Genomic DNA, 16,575 nt, shown 5'->3' on the forward strand with positions numbered 1-16,575 from the left:
AATGCCCAAAACGGCACGTGCTGCGCGCACCCCTTATTCAAAAAGGAGCGCCATCTTGCGGATCGTTCAGATTACAGACACTCACCTCAGCCCTACCAAGTCGCACTTCAACAGCAACTGGTCCCCACTGGTTGCTTGGGTCGAACAGCAGAAGCCAGACCTCATCATCCATACCGGCGACTTGACCGTCGATGGAGCCGATGTTGAAGCTGACCTGATTTTCTGCCGCGACCGTATTGCAGAGCTTCCCGCTCCGGTTCTGAGCCTGCCGGGCAATCACGACATCGGCCACCTTCCCGGCAGCCACCAGCCCGTCAACCTTGAGCGCCTTGAGCGCTGGCGCACTCATTTCGGCCCAGATTATTGGGCGAAGGATTTCGGCGGCTGGCGCATTATTGGTCTCAACAGCCTGATTATCGGCGCAAATTCGGCTGAGGAAGAAGAACAGTTTCAATGGCTGGAAGCTGAACTGAACCACAGCGACGGCAGGCCGGTTGCAGTCTTTGCACACAAGCCTGTTTTCGTCGATGCGCCGAACGAAGGCGACACAGGCTACTGGGGCATTCGCCCGGCACCCCGCCAGCGTCTTTATGATCTTTTCTCAGCTCATAATGTGAAACTTCATGCCAGCGGTCATCTGCACCGCGCTTGGGCAGGCACGACCGACGGCATCAGCTATATCTGGGCACCCGCTGCCGCATTCACAGTTGGTTCGATTGAACGCGATCTGCCCGGCGAACGCATTCTGGGTGCGGTCATCCATGATCTTGATGACATCGCAAAAAGTGAAATCGTCCACATCGCAGAACTGAAACCTTACGTGATCGACGATGTCATGCACGAGGTCTATCCCCACCACACCGGCGATGGCAAAGCCACAAAGGTTGCTGAGGAGGCCAGCCAGTGAGCACGCTCACCCTCCGCGACATCAGCAAATCCTATGGCAGCAACCGTATTCTTGACGGTATTTCTCTGGAAGCGGCGGAGGGTGAATTCATTGCTCTCGTTGGTCCTTCCGGCTGCGGCAAAAGCACATTGCTGCGCATTCTGGCCGGGCTGGACCACGCAGACGAGGGCAGCATAGCCATTGCCGGGCGTGACATTACCGCAGCACATCCCGCCGATCGCAATATGGCGATGGTCTTCCAGTCATACGCCCTTTATCCGCACCTGACAGCCGCACAGAACATTGCCGTGCCGCTTGCCATGCGCGATCTGACAACGATGGAGCGCATGCCGCTCATTGGTCCACTTATTCCCAGCCAGAGGAAAAAGCGGGCTTTTATTCAGAAACAGGTCAGGGCGACTGCGACCAGCCTGAAAATTGACCATCTGCTTGATCGAAAGCCGGGTCAGATGTCGGGAGGTCAGCGGCAGCGTGTGGCTCTTGCCCGCGCCCTCGTTCGCCAGCCGGGTGCGTTCCTTATGGACGAACCGCTATCCAATCTTGATGCCAATCTGCGTGTTCATACCCGCGCCGAGATTGTCGAGTTGCATCGTCGTGCAGGTGTGCCAACTATCTACGTTACACATGATCAGGCGGAAGCGCTCAGCATGGCCGACCGCGTTGCGGTCATGATGGGTGGCAAGCTCCTTCAGATCGACACTCCAACTGCGATCTATAACGATCCAAAACACATCGAAGTCGCGCAATTCATTGGCACGCCCCGGATCAATATCCTTGATGCCGTGATCAGCGATAACGGCATCGTTCATTTTGCTGGTCACGCCATTCTGCAAGGCGTCGCAGCCCATTTCGGCACGCAAGTCCGCATCGGCATCAGACCTGAACATTTCCGTATCGTTCCGCATGACAAGACCGGCATCAGTGCGACCGTCTCACGGATCGAGTTTCTCGGCTCGGAAGTGCTCATTTATATGAAAGCGCCCGGCACATCAGTGGAACTGACGGCAAAGCTCGACCCCGCCAACGCAAAGCACATCATAACCGGCATGCCGGTGGGCCTGCATTTTGACGCCACCAGCATCTATTTGTTTGGCGATGATGGCCTGCGTTTGCGTCAACCCGCCGATAGCAACGTGACGCTTGCAGCCCGCGAAAAGGCACCAGCCCATGTCTGACGCCGCCCTTTCCCATGCGGGCGCAAGCCGTGCACGTACGGCCGCAGAAAATGCCCGCCGTCGCGAAGAACGTCTTGCGTGGAAACTCGCTTCCCCTGCGATTTTTCTGACTGTACTCCTGATCTTGCTGCCAACCGCTGCCGTGATCTTCTGGAGTTTCACCAATTTCGAGCTTGGCTATGATGGTTTCGAGTTTATCGGGCTTGATAATTATGCCGAACTCTTCAGCGACCGCACCTTCCTGATCTCGCTCAAAAACACTGTTGTCTACACCGCTATTGTGGCTCCTACCTCAGTCTTTCTCGGCCTTGGCGTAGCACTCCTTATCGAAAGCGAAGTGCGCGGCAAGTCGTTCTTCCGCACGGTTTACTTCCTGCCAGTAGCCTCACTCCTCGTCGCCATGGCAACCGTGTGGCAATATTTGCTGCACCCAACCCTCGGCCCCGTCAACGCCATGCTCGGCCTGATCGGCATCACTGGCCCCAATTGGCTTGGTTCCAGCGACACGGTTCTGACCAGTCTTGCGATGATCGGCGTGTGGCAAAGCGTTGGCTTTAACATGGTGCTGTTTCTGGCAGGCCTCACCGCAATCCCGCGCGAGCTCTACTCTGCTGCCGAAGTGGATGGCGTGAAAAGCAGCTGGGAGCGGTTTCGTCTGGTCACATGGCCTTTGCTCGGACCAACTACGCTTTTTGTGACAACGATCAGCATTATCAATGCCGTGAAGGTCTTTGAAACGGTCAAGACTCTCACAGAAGGCGGCCCGAACAAAGCCTCCGAAGTGCTGCTCTGGACTATCTATCAGGAAGGCTTCGTCTTTCTGCGCGTCGGTTATGCCTCTGCAATGACCGTGATTTTCCTCGCCGTTCTTATTGTCCTGATGATGCTTCAGTTCCGCGTTCTGGACCGTCGGACCCACTATTGAGGAACCCCGGATGACATTGGCTCGTTCTTTCCGTCTCGGAATTCTGTCGCTGGGTGCGCTGCTGTTTTTGGCACCCTATATTTTCATGCTGTCCACGGCAGCAAAATCCCAGCAGGACATTTTCTCGTCCTCGCTCTCTCTCATTCCACAGCACTGGGCGCTTTGGGACAATCTGACCAAAGCTTTGACACGCGTTCCAATGGGGCTTTTGCTGTTTAACGGTGTTGTCGTGTGTGGATTGGTTCTGGTCGTTCAGGTGGTCATCGCCATTCCCTGCGCTTATGCGATGGCAAAGTTACAGTTTCGCGGCCAGCGCACCATGATGATGCTGGTTATGCTTGGCCTTCTTGTGCCGATCCATGCAACCGCACTGCCATTCTATGTCGGTTTCAACAAGCTTGGTGTGCTCAACAGCTATTTCGCACTGAGCGCTCCGTTCTTCATCTCGGTCTTCGGTATTTTCTTGTTTCTGCAGTTCTTCCGTGCCCTGCCGGATGATCTCATCAGTGCGGCCCGTCTCGATGGCATGTCCGAAGCTGGCATTGTCATGCGGGTCATTGTTCCCAACGCATGGCCGGCCATCACAGCCTTTTCGATTTTCTCGGTAGTTGCGCATTGGAACGATCTTTTTTGGCCGCTCATTGTCGTCACCGGCATGGAACGCGCTACGCCACCGCTCGGCCTGCTTTACTTCCGCGCGGCAGAAGCAGGCGACGACTACGGAGCACTCATGGCGGCAACGCTCATCATTACGCTGCCGCTTCTCCTCGCGTTCCTTGCAGCCCAGCGCCGCTTCATCGAAGGCATCACCTTAACTGGCCTAAAGGGCTGAATTTTCCCTCCCCGTCCCACAGGAGTTACCCATGAAACGCCTTTCCAGCGCTCTCGCCGCTCTGGTTGTTGCGACAGGCCTCACCGCGCCTGCTTTCGCAGACACCACACTGAATGTGCATTACCCGATGCCCGGCTTCTTCAAGGATGTCATGGCGGACATCTCCAAGAAGTTCATGGAAGAAAATCCGGACATCAAAATCAACTTCGTCAGTCCTTCCGCGACTTACGAGGAAGGCATCCAGACCATCATGCGTCAGGCTGGCACCTCGGAAATGCCGGACATCACTTTCACCGGTTTGAATCGCTTGCGCGTATTGGCCGAGCGCAACATCGGCGTTGATATGAAGCCGCTCGTCGATAAGGAAACGGATCTTGAAGCCCAGGGCTTCACCGATCATCTGCTGAGCCTTGCGCGTGTCGGCGACCGTCAGGTCGGTCTGGCTTTCGCAACCTCAAACCCGATCATGTATTACAATGCTGATCTGGTTAAGGCTGCGGGGGGCAATCCCGACACGCCTCCAACCACATGGGACGAAGTGATTGAGCTTGGCGGTAAGATCAAGGCGCTTGGCGATGGCAATGAAGGCATCGATTTCCGCTGGCAGGGCGATGACTGGATGTTCTCTGCACTTCTGTTCGGCGCTGGCGGCACGATGCTCTCAGAAGATGAAAAGAAAGTCGCGTTCAACGGCCCAGAAGGTCTGGCAGCATTCAAGCTTGTCGATCGTATGGTGAAAGAAGGCGGTCTGCCGGTTCTGACCAAAGCGGCTGGCGAGCAGGCTTTCGCGGCCGGTAAAGTCGGCTTCGCATTCCAGACAACTGGTGCTTTGCGCAACACGATCAAGAATGTCGGTGACAAGTTCGACATGCGCACTGCCAAAATCCCACTTCTCAACGCCGAAAAGGGCCGTCTGCCAACCGGTGGTAATGCGGTCGTTATCCTGACCGAAGATCAGGTCAAGCAGAATGCGGCATGGAAATTCGCCAAATTCGCTGCCGGCCCTTATGGCGCATCGGTTGTCGTGCCGGGCACTGGCTATGTACCAAACAACGAACTGGCGGCAAAATCGGATGAATATCTCGGCAAATTCTACGAGGAAAATCCGCTGTTTAAAGCCGGTCTCAGCCAGATGTCGCTGATGATCCCCTGGTATGCTTTCCCGGGTTCCAATGGCGTTAAGGTAACGCAGACCATCGTCGATAATCTTTCGCGCGTCGTTGAACAGTCTGCAACGCCGGAAGATGCTCTCGCCGATACATCCAAGGAAGTGCAGCGTCTGCTGCCACGCAAGTAACATATGCGAAAAAGAAAGAGCCGCGCTGGATGATCCAGCGCGGCCTTTTCGTGTCATTAAACTAAAATCAAAACGTCCAGTTACGCGCCTTCGAGAACAGGAAGTCACGGAAGGCATGAAGCTTGGCAGAGTTTTTCAACGCTTCCGGATAGCAGAAGAACGTATCGAAGGACGGTATTTCCTCAAGCTCGGGCAGAAGCTGCACCAGACCGGATTCCTTGTCCGCCATATAGTCAGGCAGAACCGCGATACCAACACCGCGCTGAACGGCACGACGGATGGAGAGCAGATTATTAACCTGCAGAACTGGAATGCGCGCACTTCCATCTGAGCGACCAGCGATCTCCAGCCAGTTCAACCCGGTGAGATAGCTCGGAGCAGGTTCACCAAAAGTCACCACGCGATGCTGATCAATCTCATCGATCGAGTTCAGCTTGCCGTATTTGGAAACATAACCAGCCGACGCATAGACGTGCATATGCACAGTGAACAGACGACGCTGGATCAGATCAGGCTGCTGTGGCTGACGCAGACGGATCGCGCAGTCAGCATGACGCATGGTGAGATCCAGCTCTTCATTGTCGAGAATGAGCTGAAGCTGCACGTCAGGGTATAGCTCGACAAATTCCTGAATACGCTCGATCAGCCAGCCTGAACCCAGACCAACTGTTGTCGTCACGCGCAGGCGCCCTGTCGGCTTTTCCTTGCTTTCGGCCAGTTTCGAGCGGACGTTTTCGAGCTTCATCAGCACGTCATGCGCCGTCCGGTAGAGCGTTTCGCCCTGCTCCGTCAAAATGAGCCCGCGGGCATGGCGATGGAATAGCGGAACACCAACGTCCTGCTCCAACGCGCTGACCTGTCGCGAGATAGCTGATTGCGACAGATGCAATGTCTGTGCGGCATGGGTGAAGGACCCGGCTTCCGCAGCAGCATGGAAAATGCGCAGTTTGTCCCAGTCGAGCGGTGCGACCACCTTCTCCCCCTCTCGTTACTCCGCAGCTTCGTGCAGCGGTTCCTGTGCAGCTAACCAGCGCTCGGATTCGAGCGCCGCCATGCAGCCCATACCAGCGGCAGTCACTGCTTGCCGGTAAATATCATCGGTAACGTCACCGGCGGCGAAAATGCCTGGCACGTCGGTAGCGGTCGAATCGGGTGCGGTCCAAAGATAGCCATTTGGCTTCTGCTTGAGCTTGCCCTCGAACAAAGAAACGGCAGGTGCATGCCCAATAGCGACGAAAACCCCGTGAGTTTCATGCTCACTCAGCTCACCCGTCACGATATTCTTGAGACGAACACCCGTTACCGTTGCCCCCATTGGCGGCTTGGCTTCGGTGCCGACGATTTCATCAATAACGCTGTTCCAGATAACCTTGACGTTTTCGCGCGACATCAGGCGATCCTGCATAATCTTCTCAGCGCGGAAACCTTCACGGCGATGCACCACAGTAACGCTCTTGGCGATATGCGAAAGATAGAGTGCTTCTTCGACTGCTGTATTGCCGCCGCCGACCACAACCACATCCTTGCCGCGATAGAAGAAGCCATCACAGGTCGCACAAGCTGAAACGCCACCGCCCATGAAAGTCTGTTCACTTTCAAGACCAAGCCACTTGGCTTGAGCGCCAGTCGCGATAATCAATGCATCGCAGGTATAAACGGTGCCGGAATCGCCAATCAAACGGAAAGGCCGCGACGTCGTATCAACTTCCGTGATGATGTCATAAAGGATTTCAGCGCCAACATTCTGAGCCTGTGTCGCCATCTGATCCATCATCCATGGCCCCTGCACTGGCTCGGCATAGCCCGGATAGTTTTCCACATCCGTCGTGATCATCAACTGGCCGCCCTGCTGCAAACCGGTAATGATAATGGGCTTGAGCATCGCGCGTGCAGCATAAATCGCCGCCGTATAGCCTGCCGGACCAGAGCCGATTACAATAACGGGCGCATGACGCTGTGACATGGGAATAGTTCTCCGGTCCAAAATCGATTTAAATCGTGGGCTTTCGGCTCACCAGAATCGCCTTCGCGCCCAGCTTTGCCAATGCCCTGATATTGTGGCCAAGGTAGGTCTGCGATCCGCTGTTTGCAAGGTTGGAGCAGCATTTGCTGCGCTTTAGCCACAGCTTGTCACCATTCAGCACAATGATGCTGCATACCCACATTGCGGCTGGCAAGTTCCCGCGTTAAACACAGGACAACAAAGCAGCTTTCAAAATCGCTGGAGCCGAAGGCCATATACAAGACCGTTGCTAATATCTGTGCGCGTTTCGGCCTCGTCATGGCTGTAGCAATGCTATTGCCTGCGGCAATCGACTTGCGTGACGGCAGCGATGACTGGCTTATTTTCGTGCGTTCTGCGGCAGCAACCGGTGCATTATCAGCCCTGATCCTGTTTGCCACCCAAAACCAGAACACGCGCTTCACACCGCGCCTTGGTTTTTTGCTAACTGCATGTCTGTGGCTGACAGCCAGTTTTCTGGGATCGATCCCGCTTTATTTTTCGCATCTGCCGATCAGCTATGCGACCGCTTTCTTTGAAGCCATGTCAGGCGTGACCTCCACTGGCGCCACAGCATTGACAGGCCTCGATGAGATGCAGCGCGGAATTCTACTCTGGCGTTCGCTTCTGTGCTGGATCGGTGGTGTCGGCTTCATCGGCTTGGCGCTATTAATGCTGCCTTCGCTGCGCGCAGGCGGCCTCGCACTCTTTCACATGGAAAATTCCGACAAATCGGAAAAAATTCTGCCGCGCATGAACCAGATCGCGCTCGGCATCGTTATGGCCTATCTCACTCTGACAGCCGCCTGCATGATTGCGTATTTCGCAGTTGGCATGAGCATGTTTGACGCGATCAATCATGGTCTGGCAACAGTCGCAACGGCAGGCTTCTCGACGCACGATAGTTCATTCGGCTTTTACGAAGGCAACCGGAAGCTGCTCATCGTATCGACGGTTTTTATGGCGCTTTCGGCCCTACCATTCGTCCTTTATATCAAGGCATTTATGCCACGTCGGCTCGAGTCACTTGCCGATCCGCAGGTAAAACTGTTTTTTGCCCTCGTCATCGGCTTCAGTTTCCTTCTCGCAATTGTTCTAAGGCTTGGTTCGAACATTCCGTTTGGCGATGCACTCATCTCCGCATCGTTTCACTTCGTCTCCGTCATCACGACAACTGGCTTTACGACCGAGGATTATTCGCTGTGGGGACCACCAGCCCTTGGCATTTTCTTCCTCGCATCGTTTCTTGGAGGCTGCGCAGGATCGACATCTGGCGGCATCAAGATGAACCGCCTCATCATTCTATGGAGCCTGACACAAGCCAATCTCGCACGCCTTGTCATGCCCCATGCAGTTATAAAAATCCGGTACGGTTCTTCTGAGGTGTCTGGCGAGATCGCTCAGAACGTATTGCTCTATCTGTTTCTTTATATTGCATCGCTCATTATCGGCGCTGTTTTGCTGGCTTCCCTTGGTCTCGATTTCGTATCGGCCTTCACCGGCGCATTGACCGCATTGTCGAACGTAGGCCCAGGATTCGGGGATACGATCGGGCCTGCTGGTAATTTTTCAACGATCCACGACCCGGCACTTTGGGTACTTTCGTTTCTCATGCTGGCCGGTCGTCTTGAACTCGTAACCATATTTATCCTGTTCACACGTACTTTCTGGATGCGCTAACAACGCTTTAGACGGTTTACATCCTGTCGTTTCTTTTGGTATGAGCAGGATTAGATTGCGCTATAGCAGCGCTGAGTGTTTTATAATTACGCCTGAATGAAATTTCATTGCGCGCGGAGTTTTGCATGCCGATCAAGGCTGATCTGGACGAAATCGATTGGAAAATCCTTCGGGAGCTCCAGAATAACGGGCGCATCACCAATGTTGAGCTAGCCGAACGTGTCGGTATCTCTGCCCCTCCCTGCCTGCGTCGTGTGCGCAAGCTGGAGGAAAGTGGCGTCATTCGTGGCTATCGCGCCATACTGAATGGCAATGCGCTCGGGCAGGATCTCGTAGCATTCTGTTCAGTGGGTCTGCATCGTCAGGCAGACGCCGATCTCAAGGCTTTTGCCGAAAAGACCAAGCAGTGGCCGCTTGTACGCCGCGCATGGATGGTATCGGGCGAGTCCGATTTCTTGCTCCATTGCGTCGCACGCGACCTCAACACCTTTCAGACTTTCGTTATCGAAGAGCTGACCGCCGCTCCTAATGTGGATTCGGTACGCACAGCCCTGACCATTCGTCCTGTGAAAGACGAACCGCTGATGATTCTCTAACTCAAATATTATTGAATGAGAGAGCGATTGCGTTCATGCGCAGTCGCTCTTTTTCTTTGGACGTAATTCTAACTACTAAAAACCTGTTCATAGACTGCGCTGATGGCGTCAGCCTCTTTTTCAAGCGGGAAAGCTTCGCGAACATAGGCGAGCGCATTTTCGCCATCGCGTTGAGCCAAGGCAGGTGCGGCCAGATAAGGTTCGATTGCATCGCGCAGCGCATCACCGTCGCCAGCTGAAACAAAACTGCCCGTACCTTCCACGATCATCTCGGCATAAGCACCGGCATCGCTCGCAACCACGGCTGTTTTTGAAGCCATGGCTTCCAACGGGGTGAGACCGAAACCTTCATTTCGGGACGGCGCGACATAGAGCGTGAGACGTCGATACCAGATGCGCACATCCGGCACTTCGCCGAGAATGTGGATGCGATGCTGCAATCCGGCTGCAGCAATACGTGCCTTTAAACCATCTTCAAATGGCTGATGTTCGGCAGTCGTCCGACCTGTGATGATTGCCGTCCATTCCGGATATTTCGGCAAAAGCGCAATCATCGCATCAACAAACAGGTCCGTGCCCTTGGAGTGACGCACACGCCCAAAACAGCCAATGGCATATTTTCCGGGCAGACCTGATGCGCTGAACTGGTCTTCTTTACCAACGGGCGGATGAAACCGCTCAAGGTCAACGCCATGCATGATGACCTGATGCGGTACTTCGAGAAAACTGCCCGAACGGCCGCTGGTCGCGATCACCGCATTCATGCGGCGGATCAGCCACTTGGTGAAGGGTTTGTGATGACGTTGCGCGGCTGAAGTGAACACCAGCCGCAACTTCATACGCAGGACATCGCGCATGAAAATACCTGCAAGCATTTCGATATTCCGGCGTGCATGCCAGATACGGAAACGCCGTTTGGCAGGTTTTTTCCAGAACGAAAAAAGAGCGCCCCAGCCGAGATGCGGCAGAGTTTCAGGCAGCCCGGGACCCATCGTTGCAATTCCTAATCCCTTTGCACGCTGCAAAGGGATTAGCTGAACAATAGTCGAAGTCACACCAGAAAGGCGGCGCTTGAAGTTGGGCGCTACGACTTCGACCTCTTGAACCGGAACAAACCCGCTATTGGGCCTCTTATCTGGCATTACGATCTCAAATGAACTTGAGACCGAGAATCTCGTATGAACGCGAACCACCGGGTGCATTGACCTCAATGGTATCGCCTTCACCTTTGCCGATCAGTGCACGCGCGATTGGCGAAGAAATCGAAATTCGGCCTTCCTTCACATCGGCCTCTTGATCGCCGACGATCTGATAGACTTTCTCTTCCTCAGTATCTTCATCGATCAATGTGACGGTTGCGCCAAACTTGATCTTGTCACCGGAAAGCTTTGTTACATCAATGACTTCGGCACGACCAACCAGCTCTTCCAGCTCATTGATACGGCCTTCATTCAAGCTCTGGGCTTCCTTGGCAGCGTGATATTCGGCGTTTTCCGAAAGATCGCCGTGCGCGCGCGCTTCAGCAATTGCCTCAATGATCCGCGGACGTTCACTTTGCTGACGCGTGCGGAGTTCTTCCTTGAGGTTTTCGAAACCGCGAGGGGTCATAGGGAACTTTTCCATACCCAGTCCAGTCCTTTCCATCGCCCGCCGCGCTTCCCTCCAGGATGAGCGCGACGGCAGTTTGATTGCCCGCCTGATCCTGCTCCATGACTGGCTCAGGACACCCGTCCGGAAGGTTTAATCGCCTGCCGGTACACAAAAAGAAAACGGTCGCCGAAACACATGCTTCGGAACCGTTCAAAGTGATGTTACTGTAACTATAGCATTTTCATCGGTCATTTCACGAAGAAAAATTTAAGCCTGTTAATTCTACAAAGCTAATGCATTTCCAGTTTAAGAGGTATCGTCGGAAATGCGTCTCACTATTTGTTTTTACGCACATCTTGTTCCGAAAACGGGTTCCCGCTTTTCGGGATGTGCTCTGGCGTTCCTATTTGGCTTGAATGGGCCAGCTTGCAGGCCATTTCTCAGGACCACCATCGTAATTGCCATCGCAGTCGCCTTTGGAGCGCTCCTGCAAAAGCACAAACCGCACGTGTCCTTCGCCTGTGTCTGTGGCTTTCCAGACATCATAGATGCCACAATCGCCTAAGCCCCTGCCCTTGAAGAAAGCTGTCAGCGTCTTGCTCTGCTGCGACCAGTCAATGTTCCAAGCCTGATCGGTGACGGTTGGGCCATCGTCGGAAATCGTTGGCAACGAAATCGGCACCACCTGATTCTCGTACTGGCTGTAGAATACATAAGGCTGATTATAAGCGCCGGGCGAACCGCATGGCATTCCGATCAGGTTGAGCCCATCTGCGATCTTCGTTTCAAAGCCCCCGCCAGTGCTGAAAGAATTTCCGCTTGAAGTCCCGCACACACCGTTTTCATCGGTGAAGTCCTTGCGAATCTGCTCGGGCACCTGCTCGATTGAAGCGATGATTTTCACCTCCGGCGGTGGCGGCGCAGGGTGCCCACCTTTTGCCTGCAATGCATCGACAGTACCGGCGCGCGATTGCTGCTCATCGGCGTAGATCAAGCTCCCGATTAATCCTGAAAGTGAGTAGTTCGAGGTTTTGCCTGCGAATTTGAGTTGTAGTTTCTGACCATTCTTCATGGCATTGATCAGTTTGGTAACCGCAACCGCATCGCCATAATTGAGCCGGTCACTCTTGAGCGAGGCCACCGAGGCTTCAGTCGTCAGCACCAACGAGCCATCGACAGACAGCTCCAATTTGCCTGAAACCTTGGATGGATCAATATATGAAAGCTGCACCTCCGGCTTGGAACCGACTGCGCTGCTGCGATATAGACCAAGTGCAGGCGCGCCTTCACTCGCGACCGGAGTGAAGCTCAATGTGCAGTTCTGCGCAAAATCACATTGAACAGAGGTATCTCGGATCAGTTTATAGGCAGCCTGCGATATGCCAACGTCTGAAAGCAGCGATGTGGTTGCCACTCCCGCCAGCAGAATTGCTTTAAGCCCAAGTTTCAGAAAAAACATAACCAACCCCATAAGATTTAAAATATCAACGGACTAACACGTCGCATTTAGAGCATGATCCGACCGGAGTGAAACGAGGATCGATAAGATTATGCTTCAAATAAAAGAGTTTAGAGCGCCGATCTGATTTCATCAGATCGGCGCTCTAAAATACTGTCTTGCCGATCCAACGTGATATTTTCTATAGCATGGCCACCCCGGAAAAATGATCCAAATCATTGCGGGCGTTTTTCGTGGGGATGAAGCAACAATGACGCGCGTACAGGCAAATTTACTCCTCCTTCTGGCGGGTGTCATTTGGGGCATGGGCTTTGTGGCGCAATCCACGGCCATGGCAAGTATTGGCCCCTTCCTGTTTATCGGCGTGCGTTCCGCAATTGCAGCGCTCACCGTTTTGCCGTTCTCTATTGCTGAAGGCAGACGCTCACCGCACAAGCTCCAAAACCAGAATTATCTCTTTTTCATGCTTGTAGGAGCTACTCTTTTTACAGGTCTCGCCCTGCAGCAGATTGGGCTGATCACAACATCAGTCACCAATGCTGGCTTTCTCACTGGCCTTTATGTCGTGATGGTGCCGGTATTGGGTGTCATCCTTTTCCGCAGCTGGCCTCATCCAGTGGTATGGCCAAGTGCGGCTGCATGTCTTGCAGGTATCTTTCTTTTGTCAGGTGGAACATTAAGCGCACTCAAGCAGGGCGATTGGCTGGTCATTTGCGGCGCAGTTTTCTGGGCCATGCAGGTTCTGCTGATCACCCGCGCCAATCGTGCCGGACGCCCTATCACACTTAGCTGCGTGCAGTTTGCGACCGCAGCCGCTGCCGGCCTGATGATTGCCGCAGCCGTCGAAGACATCAACTGGAACGTCATTGCGCTCACATGGAAAGAACTGCTGTTTACAGGCGTCTTTTCATCTGGCGTTGCGTTCACCCTGCAAGCCATCGGCCAGCGCTATACCACATCAGCACAGGCAGCTATTTTCCTATCATCTGAAGCTTTATTTGCGGCTCTGTTCGGTGCGATGTTCCTGGGTGAACGCCTGACATTCATCGGCTTTATCGGCTGTGGCTTGTTGTTTGCTGCGATGCTCGCCGTGGAATTGGTTCCCATGTACTGGAAACGCAAGGCGGAACCTATCCCGGCCACTGAACAGCTTAGCCTTTAAATATCAGCGCCGCACCGCCTGCGATCAACGCAAATCCAAGCAGATGATTCCAAGTGAAGGCTTCTTTTAGATAAAAGATCGAGAACAGGCTGAAGATCACAAGTGTGATGACTTCCTGCATCGTTTTCAGCTGCGCAGCGGAATAGACCTCATGACCGATGCGGTTTGCTGGCACAGCCAGACAATATTCGATCAGCGCGATCCCCCAGCTGATGAAAATAACCGTCACCAGCGGCGTGCTGGTGAATTTCAGGTGCCCGTACCAGGCAAAGGTCATAAAAACATTAGAGCCGATCAAAAGCAGAATCGGCAGAATACTCGGCGACATCAGTGCTGACATGGAAAGAACTTTAGGGACCGGAAGGACATTGTCGCGGCTTGGCCCGAAACCGCTGCAAACAAATAGCAAAAAGGCATGAAGATTTCGCCAAAGTTATGACCACTGATTTGGCGAGAAATGACCTTATTTGCGCCATAGCCCTTAACGCACTCACTGACTGTTCGTTTACGCTTATCGACTAATATGAGCCTAAGCCCGGTTTCACAATGAAAGGCAGGGACATGAGTATTGCGTTGTCCAATCGCTTTCATCGCTATCTAATACCGGCATCTCTGGCGCTGTTCGCTCTGGCTGCCGGTTGCTCAGGAGAACGTCCGCCGCGTCCGCAAGCCGAAATCGGCAATGCTGACATAGCGCTGCCGCCCGCTCCTGTTGCTTCCGCCAATGCTCCGCGAGAAGAGCGTGTTGTTGGGTTGGCGGAAGAAATCGAAAACAATGCCAATGAGATGACGACGCAGAGCCAGCCGCATTATACCGGCGATTATGGCTTCGCAGCTCCTGTTCAAAACCCGGTCAGCACAGCCGAAAACATTTATGCAATGTCTAATTCGGATGCGGCCTGCCGGACGCGTCTGAAGCGCCTGGGTGTTGTTTTCACAGAGAAATCACCCATCAATCAGAGCGGCAGCTGCCGCATCGATAATCCTATCGAAGTCAGCGGCTTTAACAGCGGTTCAATTGCTTTCAAACCTGCCGCAACACTGAATTGTCAGGTAACTGAAGCCTTTGCGCGCTGGATCAAAGGCGATCTGCAACCATCGGCACGCCTGCGATATCTTTCCGGCGTCAATACGATTCACAATGCCGGTGGCTATTCATGCCGGACGATGAATCACCGCCGTGGCGCAAAGATGTCCGAGCATTCGCGCGGCAATGCCATCGACGTGACCAAAATTGTGCTGAACAACGGTAAAAGCATAACCGTTCGCAAACCTAGCTTCTTCGCCTTTCGCGAAAAAGGCCTGCTCAACAGCGTTCGTTCCGATGCCTGCGATTACTTCACCACGGTACTTGGCCCCGGCTATAACCGCGAACATGCCGACCATTTTCACTTCGATCTGATGCAGCGTCGGAGCGGCTATCGGGCCTGCAAATAACAAAAAGCCCGGATCAACCGGGCTTTCCATAATTATTCAGCAGGAACTGGCGTCGGCTGACCGCTCTTGTCGAGCGCTACCATCACAAACTCACCATGCGTCACGAGATCCATCTCATCCGCAAGATAGCGCTGGGCCCAAGCTTCCACACGAAGCGTAATCGACGTGCGGCCAACGCGCGTGATCTCAGTATAAACACAAAGAACGTCGCCGATTTTGACCGGTTTGGCGAAGGACATTTCACGCACTGCCGCTGTAACAACGCGCCCCTTGGCACGCTCTGCAGCACGGATGCCGCTGGCCGTATCCATCTGCGCCATAACCCAACCACCGAAAATATCCCCAGCTGAGTTGGTATCTTTTGGCATTGCCTGTGTACGTACCGTCAGCATGCCCTTGGGCGCATTAATATCGTTCATCAATAAGTCCTTTGATTGCCTGAATGCATTCCGAATAGCGTAATACCAAAGTTCAGTGAGTAAGACTCATCGGAATTTGGTTAAGCCCGTGTGGCCACTGAACATTTTCAAGGCGTGATGCGTCAGCTTCTTAGCACCTTGGTATAAAGCGGTGTTCAGCTGCGAGTATGCTGTAACCCTTGATCGAGGAAAAGTGCGACATCCGCACCGCAGCCATGCAAATCAAACATGAGGCAACACCAGGAAGATTAAAATCTTAATTATTAATCACAATAGAAATATTCATACAGACTTTAAAGTAAAAATAACAATCATCTGCTATATATGGATCTATGATATATATATCGGGGGATAGTATGAGATTAATTATTACATCTTCAATTGCTACATTAGCTCTTTTATTTGCAACAAATGCAGAAGCTTCGGCCGGGCTTGCAACTGCAAATATTAATCTCCGCACCGGTCCTGGCACACAGTATCCATCAATGGGTAGCATCCCCAATGGGGTTGTTCTGGATGTTGCAGGCTGCACAAGTGGGTACGGCTGGTGCCGCGTCAATTATCGCGGCCTTGATGGCTGGGCGTCATCAAATTACATCGCGGTTCAGACTGGCGGCGGCGGTTACACCACCAATGACAATTTTGGATCAACCGCAGCAGCTGTTGGCATACCGCTCATAGCTGGATTGGTAATCGGTTCAGCAATCAACAACAATCGATGGGATGATGGCCCTAACTGGGGTCCAGGCTGGGGGCCTCGCCCCTATCGTTCTGGATGGGGTCCGGGTCCATACCGTCCGGGTCCGGGTTGGCGTGGGCCAAACCAGTGGGGCGAGCCCCGTCCACATTGGGGCGATCGTCCCGGTTGGAGGGATCATCCCGGTTACCATCCAAACGTTTACGGACCGGGCGACCGCTGGCGCCCACACGGCCGCAGATAAAGCGTTTGAACCAAAAGCGGGAACCGGTTTTGCGTTGGATAATGCGTAAGAACAAATAGTGCGGTGCAGTTCCTACGATTCAATCCCCACTGGAACCTCTTCGAGCACTTCCTCCTGACAGCTTGATGTCAGGAGCCGTATAGATTCCGGACC

Annotated in this window: 17 protein-coding genes; 10 read left to right on the plus strand and 7 right to left on the minus strand. The window is 53.6% G+C overall.

Annotated elements, in window-relative coordinates; all coding sequences use genetic code 11:
* Positions 1-55 precede the first annotated feature (55 nt).
* Genes CES85_RS17375 through CES85_RS17395 form a run of 5 tightly spaced genes read left to right on the plus strand, consistent with a single transcriptional unit; the run spans position 56 to position 5,136 of the window.
* Positions 56-907, plus strand: coding sequence for a metallophosphoesterase family protein (locus tag CES85_RS17375; protein WP_095447936.1), 852 nt, complete (start codon positions 56-58; stop codon positions 905-907).
* Complete coding sequence (locus CES85_RS17380) at positions 904-2,082, plus strand: ABC transporter ATP-binding protein (RefSeq protein ID WP_095447071.1); 1,179 nt, start codon at positions 904-906, stop codon at positions 2,080-2,082. The genes CES85_RS17375 and CES85_RS17380 overlap by 4 nt, the downstream gene beginning before the upstream one ends.
* Positions 2,075-3,007 (plus strand): carbohydrate ABC transporter permease, encoded by a 933-nt coding sequence (locus tag CES85_RS17385; protein ID WP_095447072.1) that lies wholly within the window; start codon positions 2,075-2,077, stop codon positions 3,005-3,007. The genes CES85_RS17380 and CES85_RS17385 overlap by 8 nt, the downstream gene beginning before the upstream one ends.
* A gap of 10 nt (positions 3,008-3,017) precedes the next feature.
* Positions 3,018-3,839 (plus strand): carbohydrate ABC transporter permease, encoded by an 822-nt coding sequence (locus CES85_RS17390; RefSeq protein WP_095447073.1) that lies wholly within the window; start codon positions 3,018-3,020, stop codon positions 3,837-3,839.
* 31 nt (positions 3,840-3,870) lie between these two features.
* Positions 3,871-5,136 carry an ABC transporter substrate-binding protein gene (locus CES85_RS17395; RefSeq protein WP_095447074.1) on the plus strand — a complete coding sequence of 422 codons (1,266 nt, stop codon included), beginning with the start codon at positions 3,871-3,873 and terminating at the stop codon, positions 5,134-5,136.
* 67 nt (positions 5,137-5,203) lie between these two features.
* On the opposite strand, the gene CES85_RS17400 is transcribed toward CES85_RS17395, so the two are convergent.
* Both CES85_RS17400 and trxB read right to left on the minus strand, forming a co-directional pair.
* A complete protein-coding gene (locus CES85_RS17400) occupies positions 5,204-6,109 on the minus strand; it encodes a LysR family transcriptional regulator (RefSeq protein ID WP_024899462.1) in 906 nt (301 codons plus the stop codon).
* 15 nt (positions 6,110-6,124) lie between these two features.
* A complete protein-coding gene (gene trxB, locus CES85_RS17405; protein ID WP_095447075.1) occupies positions 6,125-7,099 on the minus strand; it encodes a thioredoxin-disulfide reductase in 975 nt (324 codons plus the stop codon).
* Between the two features lie 318 nt (positions 7,100-7,417).
* Between trxB and CES85_RS17410 the strand changes: the two genes are divergently transcribed.
* Both CES85_RS17410 and CES85_RS17415 read left to right on the plus strand, forming a co-directional pair.
* Positions 7,418-8,818 carry a TrkH family potassium uptake protein gene (locus CES85_RS17410; protein WP_095447937.1) on the plus strand — a complete coding sequence of 467 codons (1,401 nt, stop codon included), beginning with the start codon at positions 7,418-7,420 and terminating at the stop codon, positions 8,816-8,818.
* Between the two features lie 125 nt (positions 8,819-8,943).
* Positions 8,944-9,414, plus strand: coding sequence for an Lrp/AsnC family transcriptional regulator (locus CES85_RS17415; protein WP_095447076.1), 471 nt, complete (start codon positions 8,944-8,946; stop codon positions 9,412-9,414).
* 68 nt (positions 9,415-9,482) lie between these two features.
* Here CES85_RS17415 and CES85_RS17420 read toward each other — a convergent pair whose 3' ends face one another.
* From CES85_RS17420 to CES85_RS17430, 3 genes are all read right to left on the minus strand, one after another.
* Entirely contained in the window at positions 9,483-10,556 is a 1,074-nt protein-coding gene (locus tag CES85_RS17420) for a glycosyltransferase family 4 protein (RefSeq protein ID WP_095447077.1), read from the minus strand.
* Between the two features lie 7 nt (positions 10,557-10,563).
* A complete protein-coding gene (gene greA / locus CES85_RS17425; protein WP_095447078.1) occupies positions 10,564-11,037 on the minus strand; it encodes a transcription elongation factor GreA in 474 nt (157 codons plus the stop codon).
* Between the two features lie 370 nt (positions 11,038-11,407).
* Positions 11,408-12,463, minus strand: coding sequence for a DUF1176 domain-containing protein (locus CES85_RS17430; RefSeq protein ID WP_095447938.1), 1,056 nt, complete (start codon positions 12,461-12,463; stop codon positions 11,408-11,410).
* A 250-nt stretch (positions 12,464-12,713) separates the two neighbouring features.
* On the opposite strand from CES85_RS17430, the gene CES85_RS17435 reads away from it, so the two are divergent.
* On the plus strand, positions 12,714-13,625 hold the full coding sequence (locus CES85_RS17435) for a DMT family transporter (protein WP_095447939.1): 912 nt from the start codon (positions 12,714-12,716) through the stop codon (positions 13,623-13,625).
* Here CES85_RS17435 and CES85_RS17440 read toward each other — a convergent pair.
* Complete coding sequence (locus CES85_RS17440; RefSeq protein ID WP_095447940.1) at positions 13,615-13,965, minus strand: DMT family protein; 351 nt, start codon at positions 13,963-13,965, stop codon at positions 13,615-13,617. The genes CES85_RS17435 and CES85_RS17440 overlap by 11 nt on opposite strands.
* Before the next feature lie 221 nt (positions 13,966-14,186).
* Between CES85_RS17440 and CES85_RS17445 the strand changes: the two genes are divergently transcribed.
* Complete coding sequence (locus tag CES85_RS17445) at positions 14,187-15,062, plus strand: extensin-like domain-containing protein (protein WP_235901990.1); 876 nt, start codon at positions 14,187-14,189, stop codon at positions 15,060-15,062.
* Positions 15,063-15,094: 32 nt separating this feature from the next.
* Here CES85_RS17445 and CES85_RS17450 read toward each other — a convergent pair whose 3' ends face one another.
* The gene (locus tag CES85_RS17450; RefSeq protein ID WP_007875958.1) at positions 15,095-15,481 is read right to left on the minus strand and encodes an acyl-CoA thioesterase; all 387 of its coding nucleotides are present in this window, start codon (positions 15,479-15,481) and stop codon (positions 15,095-15,097) included.
* Positions 15,482-15,837: 356 nt separating this feature from the next.
* On the opposite strand from CES85_RS17450, the gene CES85_RS17455 reads away from it, so the two are divergent.
* Positions 15,838-16,422, plus strand: coding sequence for an SH3 domain-containing protein (locus CES85_RS17455; RefSeq protein WP_095447080.1), 585 nt, complete (start codon positions 15,838-15,840; stop codon positions 16,420-16,422).
* The last annotated feature ends 153 nt before the right edge of the window (positions 16,423-16,575 follow it).

Origin of the sequence: Ochrobactrum quorumnocens, from assembly GCF_002278035.1 — a bacterium.
Lineage (GTDB): Bacteria > Pseudomonadota > Alphaproteobacteria > Rhizobiales > Rhizobiaceae > Brucella > Brucella quorumnocens.